The following is a 12817-nucleotide window of genomic DNA, read 5'->3' as shown; positions in this document are numbered from 1 at the left end:
AGCCATGTTCACACACATCACCGTTGGCGCCAATGACGTCGAGGCGTCGCGCCGCTTCTATGATGCCGTCCTCGGCGCCCTGGGGCATGAGCCGGCGCAGGGGCCCGACCCGAAGGGGCGCTACTGGTGGCGGACGCGCATGGGGGCCTTTGCGGTCGGCAAGCCGATCGATGGTGAGCCGGCGTGTCACGCCAACGGCGGCACCATCGGCTTTGCGGCGAAGACGGCCGACATGGTTCAGGCCTTCCATGACGCCGGCGTGGCCGCAGGCGGGACGGCCATCGAGGACCCGCCCGGCGAGCGCAACGGTCCGTTCGGCAAACTGGTGCTGGCCTATCTGCGCGATCCGTCGGGCAACAAGGTCTGCGCGCTGCACCGCCCAGGGTAACAGAGGTTGCTCTGATGATAGCAAGGCGCTATCATAGCCCTATGGGCCAGCTTTTGATCCGCAATGTTCCCGACCATGAGATCGCCGAGCTGAAGGCCCAGGCCGAGCGCGAACGCATCTCGCTGGAGCAACGGTTGCGCAATCTGGTGGCCGAGGCCGCTCGCAAGGAGCAGGACGACTTCTGGGAACTGGCCGCCCGGATGCGGGAAGCGACGCGGGGTGCAGGCATCGACGTCGATGCGGCCATTCGGGAGGGCCGGGAGGAACGGGATCGTGCCATCAGCGGCGATCTTTGACGCCAGCGTCGTCGTTCGCTGGGTCGTTGATGATCCGCTGACGCCCGCTGCGATTGAGGCCGGCAAGATCTGGGCACCCGTCGCGCCGACCCTGCTGGGCAGCGAATTTGCCAATGCGCTGCGGGGGCAGGCCAGGGCCGGTCGGTATGAAAGGGACTGGTGCCTGCTGCAAATGGGCCGCCTGACCCGCCTGATCGATCTGCGGGACGAGCGGGAGTACTGGCCGCTGGCGCTGAAGTTGGGATTGGAACGCGACCATGCGGTTTATGACTGTGTCTATATCGCGATGGCCATTAGCCTCGCCCTGCCCCTGATCACGGCAGACAGCCGACTTACCCGCAAGTTTGCCGACCTGCCCGGACTTGACCTGCGGCCACTGCAGACCGGGTAACGCCGCGCGTTCAAAAAGTCGTTCCCATTCCGGAACAGCCGGGTAAGGTGCCCGCTTTCATCGGCATCCCGGGGGAATGGGGAATGAGCGAAACAGCGACGCCCGCAGGCGTGCAGGCCTTTTACGACCAGGTCACCAACGTCAGCGACTTCATCTGGGGCGGACTTTGGAACGGCGAGGAGCTGATCCCCTTCCCGCCCATGGTCATCGTGCTGCTGGGCGTCGGCGCCTGGATCATGATCGGCCTGCGCTTCTATCCGATCCTGAAGCTGGGCGAGGCCTTCGCCGGGCTGTTCAAGAAAGACCCGTCGGGCAAGGGCGAGATCTCGCCGTTCGCGGCCCTGTCGACCGCCCTGTCGGGACAGGTCGGCACGGGTAACCTTGCGGGGGTGGCGACCGCCATCACCCTGGGCGGTCCCGGCGCCCTGTTCTGGATGTGGGTGACGGCGCTGTTCGGCATGGCGCTGGCCTTTGCCGAGGGCTCGCTGGCCATCCGCTTCCGCGAAGTGGGGCCGGACGGCACCTATCGCGGCGGACCGATGAGCTACATCCGCAAGGGCTTGGGCAAGAAGTGGAGCTGGCTGGCCATCCTGTTCTGTCTGGGGACGCTGTTCTCGGCCGTCGCCACCGGCAATATGATCCAGGCCAACTCCATCGCCGACTCCATCACCAGCCTGGCCCCCGTGCCGGAATGGGGTGCGGGCCTGATCGTGGCGGCCGCCGTCTTCATCGTCATCATCGGCGGCATCAAGTCGATCGGCAGCGTGGCCGAAAAGGTCGTGCCGTTCATGGTCGTTTCCTACCTGCTGCTGGCCCTGCTGGCGCTGATCCTGAACATCGAGGACCTGCCGGCCTCGTTTGCCCTGATCTTCGACAGCGCCTTTACCGGCATGGCGGCGACCGGCGGCTTTGCCGGGGCGGCCGTGATGATGGCCATCCGGGCCGGCGTGGCGCGCGGTCTGTTCTCGAACGAGGCCGGTCAGGGCTCGACCCCCATGGCGCACGCCGTGGCCAGGACCGATGACCCGGCGCGTCAGGGGCGCTTTGCCATGATGGGCACCTTCATCGACACCATGGTGATCTGTACCATGACCGGTCTGGTGATGCTGACGGTGCAGGGGGCCTTCCCCGCCGGGGCCGGGACGGTCGAGCACGTCTGGAACTCGGACCTGCGCGGGTTTGAAATGACCTTGGCGGCCTTCTCGGCCGTGTTCCCGCAGGTCCTGTTCGGTTCGACCACGATCGGCGGCTTTGTCGTGTCGCTGGCGCTGATCCTGTTCGTCTTCACCACGCTGCTGACCTGGAGCTACTACGGGGAGCGGGCGGCGACCCATCTGTTCGGACAGGGCGTCGCCATTCCCTGGCGCCTGCTGTGGGTGGTGATGATCTTTGTCGGATCGTTCCAGCACATCGAGTTCGTCTGGCGCATGGGCGACATCTCGAACGCGGCCATGGCCCTGCCGAACCTGATCGCGCTGGCGGCGTTGTCGAGCGTGGTGTTCGCCCTGGCACGCGGCGACAAGACCGCCGGCAAGGATCACGACTAGAGGAGACGTTCCGCCGTGGACACGCTGAAGACCCATGTCGTCCACGGCGGGACGCTTTCCTATCTGAGCCACCAGAGCGCGGCCACCGGCACGCCCATGCAGCTGTCGGTGTTCGTGCCACCAGGCAAGGGGCCGTTTCCGGTCGCCCTCTGGCTGTCGGGCCTGACCTGCACCGAGGACAATTTCACCACCAAGGCCGGAGCCTATGAGGCGGCGGCACGGCTGGGCCTGATCGTGGTGGCACCCGACACCAGCCCGCGCGGGGAAGGCGTGGCGGACGATGAGGCTTATGATCTGGGCCAGGGCGCGGGCTTCTATGTCGATGCGACCGAGGCGCCGTGGGCCCCGCATTTCTGCATGGAGACCTATGTCACCCGGGACCTGGTCGAGCTGATCGATGCCCACTTCCCGACCACCGGACGGCGGGCCATCCTGGGCCATTCCATGGGGGGGCACGGCGCGCTGACGCTGGCGCTGAACCATCCGCATCTGTTCGCCTCGGTCTCGGCCTTCGCGCCCATCGCCTCATCCACCCGCTGTCCGTGGGGCGAGAAGGCCCTGACCGCCTATCTGGGGGCGGACCGGGATCGCTGGGCCCGGCACGACGCGACCCTGCTGATCGAGGCGGGCGTGGCCCATGGCCAGTTCGACGACATCCTGATCGACCAGGGCGACGCCGACCCCTTCCTCGGCGAGCAACTGAGGCCCGAACTGCTGACGGCGGCGGCCGAGGCGGCGGGCCAGCGCCTGACCTTGCGGATGCAGCCCGGCTATGACCATTCCTATTTCTTCATGGCCAGTTTCATCGCGGATCATCTGGCCTTTCACGCAAAGCGGCTGAAGGCCTGACCATGGCAGACCCCGATTACGATGCCATGTTCGCCGAGCTGTGCGTCAGGCTGGGCATCTGCCTGCACCCCAAGGGACAGGCGCGGGTGCTCGCCGCCCTGCCCAATGGATATGACGCCGCCATGCGGGCTGTGTTTGCGGCCGAGGGCACGGATCCCGGTTCGATCCCGGGGGACCTGAAACGGGCGGTGCGGGACTGCATCAAGGCGCACGCCCCGCTGACCTGACCCGGCGATTTCGGAACGAATTCCGGCACCGGCCCTTGGGTCAGAAGCGGCCACACCTATGTGTACGGCCAAGGTTTACCCAGATCCAGGAGCCCGACATGGCCTTTACCCTGCCCCCCCTCCCCTATGCTTATGACGCGCTGGAACCGGCCATCGACAAGGAGACGATGACCTTCCACCACGACAAGCACCACCAGACCTATGTCGACAATCTGAACAAGGCAGTGGACGGCGACGACAGCCTGAAGGGCAAGTCGCTGGAGGACATGTTCAAGATCATGTCGAAACTGCCCAAGGCCGTGCGCAACAACGGCGGCGGCCACTGGAACCACGCCCTGTTCTGGCAGCTGCTGGCCCCCGAAGGTCAGACCGGCGAGCCGTCGGGCGCATTGAAGGCCGCCATCGACAAGGATCTGGGCGGCATGGACGCCTTCAAGGAGGCCTTCAATGCCGCCGGTGCCGGCCAGTTCGGCTCGGGCTGGGCCTGGCTGATCGTTCAGAACGGCAAGCTGAAGGTCACCTCGACCCCCAACCAGGACAATCCCCTGATGGACGTGGCCGAGGAGCAGGGCACCGTCATCCTTGGTGCCGACGTCTGGGAACATGCCTATTATCTGAAGTACCAGAACCGCCGCGCCGACTATCTGAAGGCCTTCTGGTCGGTGGTGAACTGGAACGAGGTCAACGACCTCTATGCCAAGGCCGTGTCATAAGCCCGGACGTGTTGACTCCGCGGGGCGGGCTCGCCATAAGCCCCGCCTTCACGTCCCGTCGAAAGATCGGGGCGGGATTGATGACGGATGATGCGTGGACCGCCGTTGAGATCGCATTCCCAATACCGGGGATGCCGGGCCGCATCACGATAGAGAGTGACACATGTCCAAGCGCCACAGCGCCAAGTACAAGATCGACCGCGCCATGGGTGAAAACCTGTGGGGCCGGTCCAAGTCCCCGGTCAACAAGCGGTCGTACGGCCCCGGCCAGCACGGCCAGCGCCGCAAGTCCAAGGTCTCGGACTTCGGCCTGCAGCTGAAGGCCAAGCAGAAGCTGAAGGGCTATTACGGCAACATCACCGAAAAGCAGTTCGCCAAGACCTATGAGGAAGCTGCCCGCCGCAAGGGCAACACCTCGGAGCTGCTGATCGGCCTGCTGGAATCGCGTCTGGACGCCGTCGTCTACCGCGCCAAATTCGTGCCGACCGTGTGGGCGGCCCGTCAGTTCGTCAGCCACGGCCACGTGACCGTCAACGGCAAGAAGGTCGACATCGGCTCGTACCGCGTGAAGGTCGGCGACGTCGTCGAGGTCAAGGAAAAGTCGCGCAACATGGCGCTGGTCCTCGAGGCCATGCAGTCGTCGGAACGCGACATCCCGGACTATCTGGAAGTCGGCGATCGCGGCTTCTCGGTGCGCTGGGTGCGCGTGCCGGAACTGGCCGATGTGCCGTTCCCGGTGAAGATGGAGCCCAACCTGGTCGTCGAATACTATTCGTCCTAAGTGTGGGCGCTAACGCTCGGTTCGCGGAACCTCGCTGCTTGAGCGCATTCCCGGACCAGCCCTCAAGTCGCGAGTGACCGCGTCACGAGCATAGGGCGAGAAGATGTGCTCAAGCAGCGAGCGTTAGCACAAGAATATGGGGCTCCGGAGCGATCCGGGGCCCTTTTTCGTGGACGCACGCCGGTTCGGGGATGCCAAACGATCCGAATTGGGGCAGTCTTGACGCATGGGAAGGCGCGGGGGCAGGTCATGTCACCACATCACAGATATGCCGGACTGATCGGGGCGATGGCCCTGGGCGCCCTGTCGGTGTCGGGGTGCGCGAGCCTGCCGGACTGGCTGGGCGGCCGTCCGGCGGTTGAGGACGGTCCCGGTGTGGTCGAGCCCATCCGGGCCGCCGCCGTCGGCCGCGACACCGTCCTGTTCTGGATCAGCAGCAACGGCTGCACCGAAAAGAGTGATCTGGTGCCGGTGGTGCGCGAAACCTACGACGGGGCGCGCGTCACCCTGCGCCGGGTGCGGGACGACCCCTGCACTACACCGTCCGAAGACGGCGTCGAGCTGCGCTGGAGCTTTGAGGAAATGGGTCTGGCCCCGGGCACCCGCCTGCAGGTGGCCAACCCCTATCGCCCCGCCCGGGGCTGAGGCGACCCGCCCCCCGAAAGGCCCTCATTGAGGATTATTCACGTGCACCGGCGCCCGGATAGGGCGAAAACGCGCCTGTAACGTCAACATCCTTCGGGGGATATCACCATGCTTCGCCGTCTGACCCTTCTGGCCACCGTCGCTGCCCTCAGCGCTCCGCTGCTGGCCGGCTGCATCATCGTCGCCACCGACAAGCCCGAGACCCGGGTCATCCACGCGCCCGCCCACGAGGACTGAGGCCGCTAGCGCTTCAGGCGTTTCCAGGTGTCGATGCAGGTCGAGATCCGCTCGGCGGCCTCGGCCGAGCGGTCCTCGGCGACATGCCGGCGGGCGAGGGCCGACTGTTCATTGTCGAGGGTGGCGACGGCAGCGGGGTCCATCTCGGCGCGCCAGGCGTCGGTGCCACCCGCCATGTCCACCAGGGTACGATTGATGGTCTGCTTCTGCTGATCGGCGTCGACCGAAGCCGGATCAACGAGCGCCGCCATGATGCGGTCAGCAAGGGCGGGGTCATCCCTCACGATCTGCTCGTTCAGCACGGTGAAGTAGGTGGTGCAGCCGACCGCCTCCCGCTGCAGCTCTTCGGTGTTTCCGCCGCAGGCCGCGAGCCCGCCAGACATCATCACCCCGATCAACAGCGTCGGCACGATCCGTCGCATCCGGTACCTCATTATCCGCCCACCCCAGATCGGCAATCGTTCACGTAAAGACGGGTCGGTTCAAGCCCTTTCCGCCCCTGATCACACGGAAAGGTCAGACCCTGGCCACGAAGGGGGTGATCATCTCGCCCGCGATCCGGTGCGGGCGCAGGGTGCGGGCATCGACCAGGCACCATTCGGACACGCCCTGGGCGCACAGGCGACCCTGACCGTCCTCGATCCGGACGTAGCGATTGAAGCGGGGGCCCTGGGGGTCGCCCACCCAGGTGCGCGCGACGACGCCCGTGGCCCCGGGCTCAATGCCGCGCAGATAGTCGACCTCATGCCGGAGAGCGACCCAGGACCAGCGGGCGCGCGTGTCGGCGTTAAACCGAGCGTTCCAGTGGGCCGTGCCGGCATCCTGCAGCCAGCCGACATAGACCACATTGTTGACGTGGCCATTGGCGTCGATGTGTTCGGGACGGACCTCCAGCGGGACGACGAAGACCTCGCGGTCCTCGCGCGGGACCAGCGGTGCCCGGGCCATCAGGCGTCCACGTCGCCGAGCGGTACACCCTTGTCGGTCATCAGGGCGGTCAGTTCACCCGCCTGGAACATCTCGCGCACGATGTCCGAGCCGCCGACGAATTCGCCCTTCACATAAAGCTGGGGAATGGTGGGCCAGTCGGTGAAGGTCTTGATGCCCTCGCGCAGGCCGTCGTCCTGCAGCACGTCGACGCCGACGAAGGGGGCACCGAGGTGGTCGAGGATCTGCACCGCCTGGGCCGAGAAGCCACAGCGCGGCTGATCCGGCGTGCCCTTCATAAACAGGACCACGGGATGGTCGGCGATGGTCCGGGCGATGAAATCGCGCACGGGGTCGGCGGCGGCGGTATCGGTCACGGGGCGTCCCTTCTCACGAGCCCTGTGAGCTAGGAGGCCCGGGAGGCCGGGTCAAGGGCAGGGTCAGGCGGCCGCAGTCCCGAAGCGGGCCATTTCGATCTGGGCCGGCAGACCCGGAGGCAGGTCGCGTTCGGGCACCTGGGCCAGTTCATTGACGCGTTCGTCAGTGGTGGCGCGGATCATGACGCTGGAGATCGACGGATCGACCAGGGCATACCCGAGACAGATCTGCTCGGCCGTCCAACCGGGGGTGCGATGCAGGAAGGCAAAGGTACCCGCGCCCTTCAGCGGGGTATCGGGCGTGCGGGATTTGCCGAAGCCGAACAGGCCGCGCTTCGGCTCATTGACGGCCTCAGCCTTTTTCGGCGTGTCGAGGCTTTCGGGAAAATAGGCGTAGCCGAGGATGGCCATGTCGCGCTCGCGCGCCTGACGCATGCGCGACTGGATGCGCCAGTCGGAGTTGACGTGGAACGGCGTGGCCAGGACGTCGAAAGCGCCGGTCGAGACATAGGTGTCCATGACCTCGCCCTCGCCCGCGACACCCAGCAGGCGCACGCGTTCGGCGGCCCTGAGCGCCTTGAGGGCATGCAGGGTGGACTGGGCCAGTTCGTGTTCCTCGGGCTCGTCCAGCAGGGCCACGTCGATGTGGCCGAGGCCCGAGACATGCAGCACCCGGTCCATGGCATGGGTCATGCCCTCGGCCGTGAAATCGCGCTGCGAGCCGCGGCGGCCGTCGCCCGTGCCCAGCATCAGGGTGACCGAGACCAGCTTGCGGTCGACGTGGCTGAGCGCCTGTCCGACGACATCGGCCAGCACCGGATCGGCGGTCTCGAGGCGGAAGCTGTTGATGCCGGCTTCCAGCCCCGAATAGATCAGCGACTGGGCGGCCTCGAAGCCGCGCGCCAGGGCCGCGTGGCCAAGGCTGAGCGTCAGCGAGGACACTGCGGTGCCCGAGTGGCCGAAGGGACGATAACGCATGGCTTAACCCCTTCCTTCCGGTGCGGCGGTCTCGAGCGCCAGGGCGTGCAGTTCCCCGCCCATCCGGCCCTTGAGCGCGGCATAGACCATCTGATGCTGTTTCACCCGGGTGAGCCCGACAAAGGCCCCGGACACGACGCGGGCGCGGTAGTGATCCCCGTCCCCGGCCAGGTCGACGATGTCGATCTCGGCATCCGGAAAGGCTTCCAGAAGATGCGATCGCAGACTGTCGGCGGACATGGGCATGGGGGAAACCTGATTATTCGCCTCCCCTCATGCCTCATAAACCTTAATGTCCGGCTACGTTCCGCACCGTTCCAGCAGGATCACGGCCTCACCCTTGTAGATCGTGTCGGCAGAGGGGACGAAGCCCAGCCGCCCGGCCAGCGCCAGCGACGGGCCGTTGGCCGGACTGATCATACAGACCAGACGGTGGGCCTTGAGGTGGTGTTCCGCCCAGGCGACGGCGGCCGTGGCGGCTTCGAACGCCATGCCCCTGCCCTGAAAGGCCGGCGACAGGCCCCAGCCGATTTCGGGGGCGTCAAAGGCGGGGTCGACGATGCGGTGATAATTCAGCAGGCCGACGCTGCCGACATAGCGGCCGTCGTCGCGGGTGCGGATTGTCCAGTTGCCATAGCCCATGACCTGCCAGTGGCCGATGTCGCGCAGCAGGCGGAACCAGGCCTCCTCGGCGTTCAGGGCCTGGGGGAAGATGTGGCGGAAGAAGCCCGGGTCGGCCAGCAGGGCGCACAGGTCGGCATAATCCCCCTCTGCCACAGGGGTGAGGATGAGGCGGTCGGTTTCGATCACCCGGCTCATGAAAACAGGCTTTCGGCGCGGACCAGCCAGGTTTCACCCGCGGCATCGGTGACCGCATAGGTAAAGCCGGGGCGCAGGGCGTATCCTCCGGCCCGTCCCTGACGGTCGAGGGCCAGCAGGGCAACCTGATGGTCGGCGATCTTCTCGCCCCGCAGGCGGGCGAGGCGCTCGATGACCCGTTTGCAGGCGGTATCGGGGTCCAGCCCCGCGCGCATGGCCTCGACCACCGCATGGGCGCCGGAGACGCGCAGGACGTCCTCGCCCACGCCGGTCCCGGTGGCCGCACCCACCTCGTCATCGACCGACAGACCGGCACCGGGGATGGGGCTGTCGCCCACCCGCCCGCGCATCTTGAAGGCCATGCCCGAGGTGGTGCAGGCCCCGGCCATCCGCCCCTGCCGGTCCATGCCGAGTATACCGATGGTGTCGTGGTCGGAGGCCCCGCCCCGCCAGTCGGTATTTTCGACATTGGCACGGGGCGCGTAGTCCGCGGTCTCCAGCCAGCGCCTCCAGGCGGCTTCGGCCTCCGGCGTCAGAAGTCGGGTGGTCCCGAACCCCTGGTCCAGGGCAAAGGCGCGGGCCCCCTCGCCCACCAGAATGACATGGGGCGTCGCCTCCATGACGCGGCGGGCGACGGAGACGGCGTGGACGACGTCCTCCAGCGCGCAGACCGAGCCCATGTCGCCGCGTCCGTTCATGATGACGGCATCCAGCGTCACCCGCCCTTCGCGATCCGGAAAGCCGCCGATCCCGACCGTCGTATTGGTGACATCGGCCTCGGCCACGCGGGCGCCCGCCTCGACCATGTCGAGGGCCGGGCCATCCGCCTCCCGCACCGCAAAGGCAGCGGCGTTGGCCGGCACGCCGAAATCCCACGTCGAGACGAGCACGGCGGGCGGCGTATCGCCCGGGCTGGCCCCTGCGGCAGCGGCAACGGTCGCGGCTCCGGCCAGCACGGTTCTGCGCGACGGGCCGCTCACATCAGCCCCAGCTGCTTGAAGCTGGCCACGCCCTTGCGGCCGACGATCAGATGGTCGTGCACATCTACGCCGAGGGCGCGAGCCGCCTCGATGACCTGGCGGGTCATGTCGATGTCGGCGCGGCTGGGGGTGGGGTCGCCGGACGGGTGGTTGTGAACGATGATCATGGCCTTGGCGGACAGTTCAAGCGCGCGGCGGACGACCTCACGCGGATAGACGGGGGCGTGATCGACCGTGCCCCGGTTCTGGATCTCGTCGAGGATCAGCTGGTTGCGATTGTCGAGGTACAACACGCGAAACTGCTCGCGCGGTTCATGCTGCAGGCTGAGCCGGACATAGGACAACAGCGAGGTCCACGATGAGATGACCGGACGGTTGAGAGCCTCCTCGCGGGCGACGCGGCGGGCGACCTCGTGCAGGGCGGCGATATCGAGGGCGGTCTCGGCGCCGATGCCCTTGGTGCGGCCCCGGGTGTCCTCGGCCTTTACGGTCATCAGATCCTCGACCGAGGCTGCGAGTACGGCGGCGAGCGAGCCAAAGCGGGCCAGCAGGGCCTTGGCGATCGGCTTGACGTCGCCCTGGGGCTGGCTGCGGAACAGGAACAGCTCCAGGAGCTCATAGTCAGGCAGGTGATGGATACCGGCCCCGCGCGCCCGCTCCCTCAGCCGTTCGCGATGGCCGGCGTGATGGGGCGCTTTGGGCTTTTCCGGTGGCTGTTCCAGCATGACCTTCCCCGTCCTCGGGCGAAGGCTAGCCTCAGAATCTCGGGCGGAACAGGCCCGCGGGGCTGGCGGTGAAGATTTCGACGCCGTCTTCGGTGACGCCGACGGTGTGTTCGCACTGGGCCGACAGGGACTTGTCCCGCGTAACAGCCGTCCAGCCGTCGGACAGCACCTTCACCTGGGGCTTGCCCAGATTGACCATGGGCTCGACCGTGAAGAACATGCCGGGCTTGAGCACCGCGCCCTCGCCCCGGCGGCCATAGTGCAGCACATTGGGGCTGTCGTGGAACAGACGACCGATGCCGTGGCCGCAGAAGTCCCGCACCACGCTCATGCGCTGATCCTCGACCAGACGCTGGATGGCATAGCCGATGTCGCCAAAGGTATTGCCCGGCTTGATCTGGGCGAGGCCGGCCTCGAGCGAGTCATAGGTGACCTCGATCAGACGACGCGCGCGGGTGTTGATCTCGCCCACCGCAAACATGCGGCTGGAATCGCCGTGCCAGCCGTCGACGATGACGGTGTGGTCGACGTTGACGATGTCGCCCTCCTTCAGAACCTTGTCGCCCGGAATGCCGTGGCAGACGACGTGGTTGATCGAGGTGCAGATGGTCTTCTCATACCCCTTGTAGCCAAGGCAGGCCGGCACGGCCCCGTGGTCCAGGGTGAATTCGCGGATGCGGTCGTCCAGCTCTCCCGTCGTCACGCCGGGCCTGACGTAGTCGCCGATCATGTCGAGCGCTTCGGCGACCAGACGGCCGGCCGCGCGCATGCCCTCGAACGCCTCCTCGTCGTGAAGGCGGATTTCGTTGGTGCGGACGAAAACGTCGCCGTCCATATCCTGGGCTTCATACATGCGGGGCGTCCCGATAGGTCAGTTTTGACGTCCGCCGCCAAACGGAAGCGCGTCATCAGAAAAGAAGGTCACGATGAAGATAGCACAAATGCCCACCCTGCCGCGACCGATGCCGGGCCATATCGGACCTTCGGCCTCCGGGCGCAAGCCGGAGCGCAGACGATGAGCGACTCACCCTCCCCCACGGCCGCCGTCCTGATCATCGGCGACGAGATCCTGTCAGGCCGGACGAAGGACACCAATCTCAACACCCTGGCCCGGTTTCTGACCGCGCTCGGCATCGACCTCAGGGAAGCGCGCACGGTGGGTGACAGGCGCGGCCAGATCGTCGACGCGGTGCGCACCCTGTCGGCCAGCCACGACTATCTGTTCACCACAGGCGGCATCGGCCCGACGCATGATGACATCACCGCCGACTGCGTGGCCGAGGCCATGGGGGTGGCCCTGCCGGAGAATCCCGAGGCGCTGGCAATCCTGGAGCGACGCTATGGCGATGAGCTGAACGCGGCGCGGCGGCGGATGGCGCGCATCCCCGAGGGCGGCTCGCTGATCGCCAATCCGGTCACGGACGCGCCCGGGTTCCAGATCGGCAATGTGTTCGTGATGGCCGGCGTTCCGAAGATCATGACGGCCATGCTGGATGATGTGGCCCCGCGTCTCAAGGTCGGGGCGATCACCCATGCCCGGACGCTGAGGGTCGACGGGGTCGGCGAGGGCGATGTCGCGGACCTTCTGGGCGCCGCCGCCGAGGCCAACCGGACGCTGAGCTTCGGCAGCTACCCCTTTGGACACGGCACGGTCGGCGAATACGGCACCCAGCTGGTGGTGCGCGGGCGCGACGCGGCCATGCTGTCGGCCGCCGTGGAAGCCCTGAAGGAGGCGCTGGAGGTCACCCTGGCGGACCGGGGCGTGCGGGTGGCCGAGGTCTGAGCCCCCCGGAAACGACACCACCGCCGTGACCGGGGGGCCACGGCGGTGGATTGAGGTCTGTTGACCTGCAGTCTGTCGACCTTCTGGCCGGGTCCGGGCCGGGGCCGGTCTCTCGCGGGGAGAGGCCGGTCCGGTCCGGGGTCCGGATCAGAAG

Annotated in this window: 20 protein-coding genes; 11 read left to right on the top strand and 9 right to left on the bottom strand. The window is 66.9% G+C overall.

What is annotated here, in order from left to right:
* The first annotated feature begins 4 nt into the window (after nt 1-4).
* The 10 genes from IBJ06_RS00100 to IBJ06_RS00055 all read left to right on the top strand — a co-directional run bounded on the left by IBJ06_RS00100 (nt 5) and on the right by IBJ06_RS00055 (nt 6074).
* The gene (locus IBJ06_RS00100) at nt 5-388 is read left to right on the top strand and encodes a VOC family protein (RefSeq protein WP_292156487.1); all 384 of its coding nucleotides are present in this window, start codon (nt 5-7) and stop codon (nt 386-388) included.
* A 41-nt stretch (nt 389-429) separates the two neighbouring features.
* Nucleotides 430-684 carry a hypothetical protein gene (locus IBJ06_RS00095; RefSeq protein ID WP_292156486.1) on the top strand — a complete coding sequence of 85 codons (255 nt, stop codon included), beginning with the start codon at nt 430-432 and terminating at the stop codon, nt 682-684.
* A complete protein-coding gene (locus IBJ06_RS00090) occupies nt 662-1075 on the top strand; it encodes a type II toxin-antitoxin system VapC family toxin (RefSeq protein ID WP_292156485.1) in 414 nt (137 codons plus the stop codon). Before IBJ06_RS00095 ends, IBJ06_RS00090 begins: the two co-directional genes overlap by 23 nt.
* Before the next feature lie 83 nt (nt 1076-1158).
* Complete coding sequence (locus tag IBJ06_RS00085) at nt 1159-2622, top strand: sodium:alanine symporter family protein (protein WP_292156484.1); 1464 nt, start codon at nt 1159-1161, stop codon at nt 2620-2622.
* Between the two features lie 15 nt (nt 2623-2637).
* Nucleotides 2638-3471: an S-formylglutathione hydrolase gene (gene fghA / locus IBJ06_RS00080; RefSeq protein WP_292156483.1), complete on the top strand. Its 834-nt coding sequence runs from the start codon at nt 2638-2640 to the stop codon at nt 3469-3471.
* A gap of 2 nt (nt 3472-3473) precedes the next feature.
* Nucleotides 3474-3698, top strand: coding sequence for a hypothetical protein (locus IBJ06_RS00075; RefSeq protein ID WP_292156482.1), 225 nt, complete (start codon nt 3474-3476; stop codon nt 3696-3698).
* 98 nt (nt 3699-3796) lie between these two features.
* Nucleotides 3797-4411, top strand: coding sequence for a superoxide dismutase (locus IBJ06_RS00070; RefSeq protein ID WP_292156481.1), 615 nt, complete (start codon nt 3797-3799; stop codon nt 4409-4411).
* A gap of 163 nt (nt 4412-4574) precedes the next feature.
* A complete protein-coding gene (gene rpsD / locus IBJ06_RS00065) occupies nt 4575-5192 on the top strand; it encodes a 30S ribosomal protein S4 (protein ID WP_209117257.1) in 618 nt (205 codons plus the stop codon).
* Nucleotides 5193-5441: 249 nt separating this feature from the next.
* Nucleotides 5442-5837, top strand: coding sequence for a hypothetical protein (locus IBJ06_RS00060; RefSeq protein WP_292156480.1), 396 nt, complete (start codon nt 5442-5444; stop codon nt 5835-5837).
* 108 nt (nt 5838-5945) lie between these two features.
* Nucleotides 5946-6074 carry a hypothetical protein gene (locus IBJ06_RS00055; RefSeq protein ID WP_292156479.1) on the top strand — a complete coding sequence of 43 codons (129 nt, stop codon included), beginning with the start codon at nt 5946-5948 and terminating at the stop codon, nt 6072-6074.
* 5 nt (nt 6075-6079) lie between these two features.
* Here the strand turns inward: IBJ06_RS00055 and IBJ06_RS00050 are convergent, their stop codons facing one another.
* From IBJ06_RS00050 to map, 9 genes are all read right to left on the bottom strand, one after another.
* On the bottom strand, nt 6080-6496 hold the full coding sequence (locus tag IBJ06_RS00050) for a hypothetical protein (protein ID WP_292156478.1): 417 nt from the start codon (nt 6494-6496) through the stop codon (nt 6080-6082).
* Nucleotides 6497-6590: 94 nt separating this feature from the next.
* Nucleotides 6591-7022 carry an acyl-CoA thioesterase gene (locus tag IBJ06_RS00045; protein WP_292156477.1) on the bottom strand — a complete coding sequence of 144 codons (432 nt, stop codon included), beginning with the start codon at nt 7020-7022 and terminating at the stop codon, nt 6591-6593.
* On the bottom strand, nt 7022-7378 hold the full coding sequence (gene grxD, locus IBJ06_RS00040) for a Grx4 family monothiol glutaredoxin (protein ID WP_292156476.1): 357 nt from the start codon (nt 7376-7378) through the stop codon (nt 7022-7024). Before grxD ends, IBJ06_RS00045 begins: the two co-directional genes overlap by 1 nt.
* Nucleotides 7379-7441: 63 nt before the next feature.
* Complete coding sequence (locus tag IBJ06_RS00035) at nt 7442-8356, bottom strand: oxidoreductase (protein ID WP_292156475.1); 915 nt, start codon at nt 8354-8356, stop codon at nt 7442-7444.
* Between the two features lie 3 nt (nt 8357-8359).
* Nucleotides 8360-8602, bottom strand: coding sequence for a BolA family transcriptional regulator (locus tag IBJ06_RS00030; protein ID WP_292156474.1), 243 nt, complete (start codon nt 8600-8602; stop codon nt 8360-8362).
* Between the two features lie 54 nt (nt 8603-8656).
* Complete coding sequence (locus tag IBJ06_RS00025) at nt 8657-9175, bottom strand: GNAT family N-acetyltransferase (RefSeq protein WP_292156473.1); 519 nt, start codon at nt 9173-9175, stop codon at nt 8657-8659.
* The gene (locus IBJ06_RS00020; protein ID WP_292156472.1) at nt 9172-10155 is read right to left on the bottom strand and encodes a N(4)-(beta-N-acetylglucosaminyl)-L-asparaginase; all 984 of its coding nucleotides are present in this window, start codon (nt 10153-10155) and stop codon (nt 9172-9174) included. Before IBJ06_RS00020 ends, IBJ06_RS00025 begins: the two co-directional genes overlap by 4 nt.
* Nucleotides 10152-10880 (bottom strand): DNA repair protein RadC, encoded by a 729-nt coding sequence (gene radC / locus IBJ06_RS00015; RefSeq protein WP_292156471.1) that lies wholly within the window; start codon nt 10878-10880, stop codon nt 10152-10154. Before radC ends, IBJ06_RS00020 begins: the two co-directional genes overlap by 4 nt.
* Before the next feature lie 31 nt (nt 10881-10911).
* Complete coding sequence (map, locus tag IBJ06_RS00010; protein ID WP_292156470.1) at nt 10912-11733, bottom strand: type I methionyl aminopeptidase; 822 nt, start codon at nt 11731-11733, stop codon at nt 10912-10914.
* A 162-nt stretch (nt 11734-11895) separates the two neighbouring features.
* On the opposite strand from map, the gene IBJ06_RS00005 reads away from it, so the two are divergent.
* Entirely contained in the window at nt 11896-12663 is a 768-nt protein-coding gene (locus IBJ06_RS00005; protein ID WP_292156469.1) for a molybdopterin-binding protein, read from the top strand.
* Nucleotides 12664-12817 lie beyond the last annotated feature (154 nt).

Origin of the sequence: Brevundimonas sp., assembly GCF_016742135.1 — a bacterium.
Taxonomy (GTDB): Bacteria; Pseudomonadota; Alphaproteobacteria; order Caulobacterales; family Caulobacteraceae; genus Brevundimonas.
This window is presented reverse-complemented; position numbering and strand designations above follow the sequence as displayed.

Coding starts and splice junctions, on each gene's coding strand:
- IBJ06_RS00070 (WP_292156481.1), top strand. CDS start 3,797: ATGGCCTTTACCCTGCCCCCCCTCCCCTATGCTTATGACGCGCTGGAA.
- IBJ06_RS00060 (WP_292156480.1), top strand. CDS start 5,442: ATGTCACCACATCACAGATATGCCGGACTGATCGGGGCGATGGCCCTG.
- IBJ06_RS00005 (WP_292156469.1), top strand. CDS start 11,896: ATGAGCGACTCACCCTCCCCCACGGCCGCCGTCCTGATCATCGGCGAC.
- IBJ06_RS00085 (WP_292156484.1), top strand. CDS start 1,159: ATGAGCGAAACAGCGACGCCCGCAGGCGTGCAGGCCTTTTACGACCAG.
- IBJ06_RS00100 (WP_292156487.1), top strand. CDS start 5: ATGTTCACACACATCACCGTTGGCGCCAATGACGTCGAGGCGTCGCGC.
- IBJ06_RS00030 (WP_292156474.1), bottom strand. CDS start 8,602: ATGCCCATGTCCGCCGACAGTCTGCGATCGCATCTTCTGGAAGCCTTT.
- rpsD (WP_209117257.1), top strand. CDS start 4,575: ATGTCCAAGCGCCACAGCGCCAAGTACAAGATCGACCGCGCCATGGGT.
- IBJ06_RS00035 (WP_292156475.1), bottom strand. CDS start 8,356: ATGCGTTATCGTCCCTTCGGCCACTCGGGCACCGCAGTGTCCTCGCTG.
- IBJ06_RS00075 (WP_292156482.1), top strand. CDS start 3,474: ATGGCAGACCCCGATTACGATGCCATGTTCGCCGAGCTGTGCGTCAGG.
- IBJ06_RS00025 (WP_292156473.1), bottom strand. CDS start 9,175: ATGAGCCGGGTGATCGAAACCGACCGCCTCATCCTCACCCCTGTGGCA.
- radC (WP_292156471.1), bottom strand. CDS start 10,880: ATGCTGGAACAGCCACCGGAAAAGCCCAAAGCGCCCCATCACGCCGGC.
- IBJ06_RS00045 (WP_292156477.1), bottom strand. CDS start 7,022: ATGGCCCGGGCACCGCTGGTCCCGCGCGAGGACCGCGAGGTCTTCGTC.
- IBJ06_RS00050 (WP_292156478.1), bottom strand. CDS start 6,496: ATGCGACGGATCGTGCCGACGCTGTTGATCGGGGTGATGATGTCTGGC.
- IBJ06_RS00055 (WP_292156479.1), top strand. CDS start 5,946: ATGCTTCGCCGTCTGACCCTTCTGGCCACCGTCGCTGCCCTCAGCGCT.
- IBJ06_RS00095 (WP_292156486.1), top strand. CDS start 430: ATGGGCCAGCTTTTGATCCGCAATGTTCCCGACCATGAGATCGCCGAG.
- map (WP_292156470.1), bottom strand. CDS start 11,733: ATGTATGAAGCCCAGGATATGGACGGCGACGTTTTCGTCCGCACCAAC.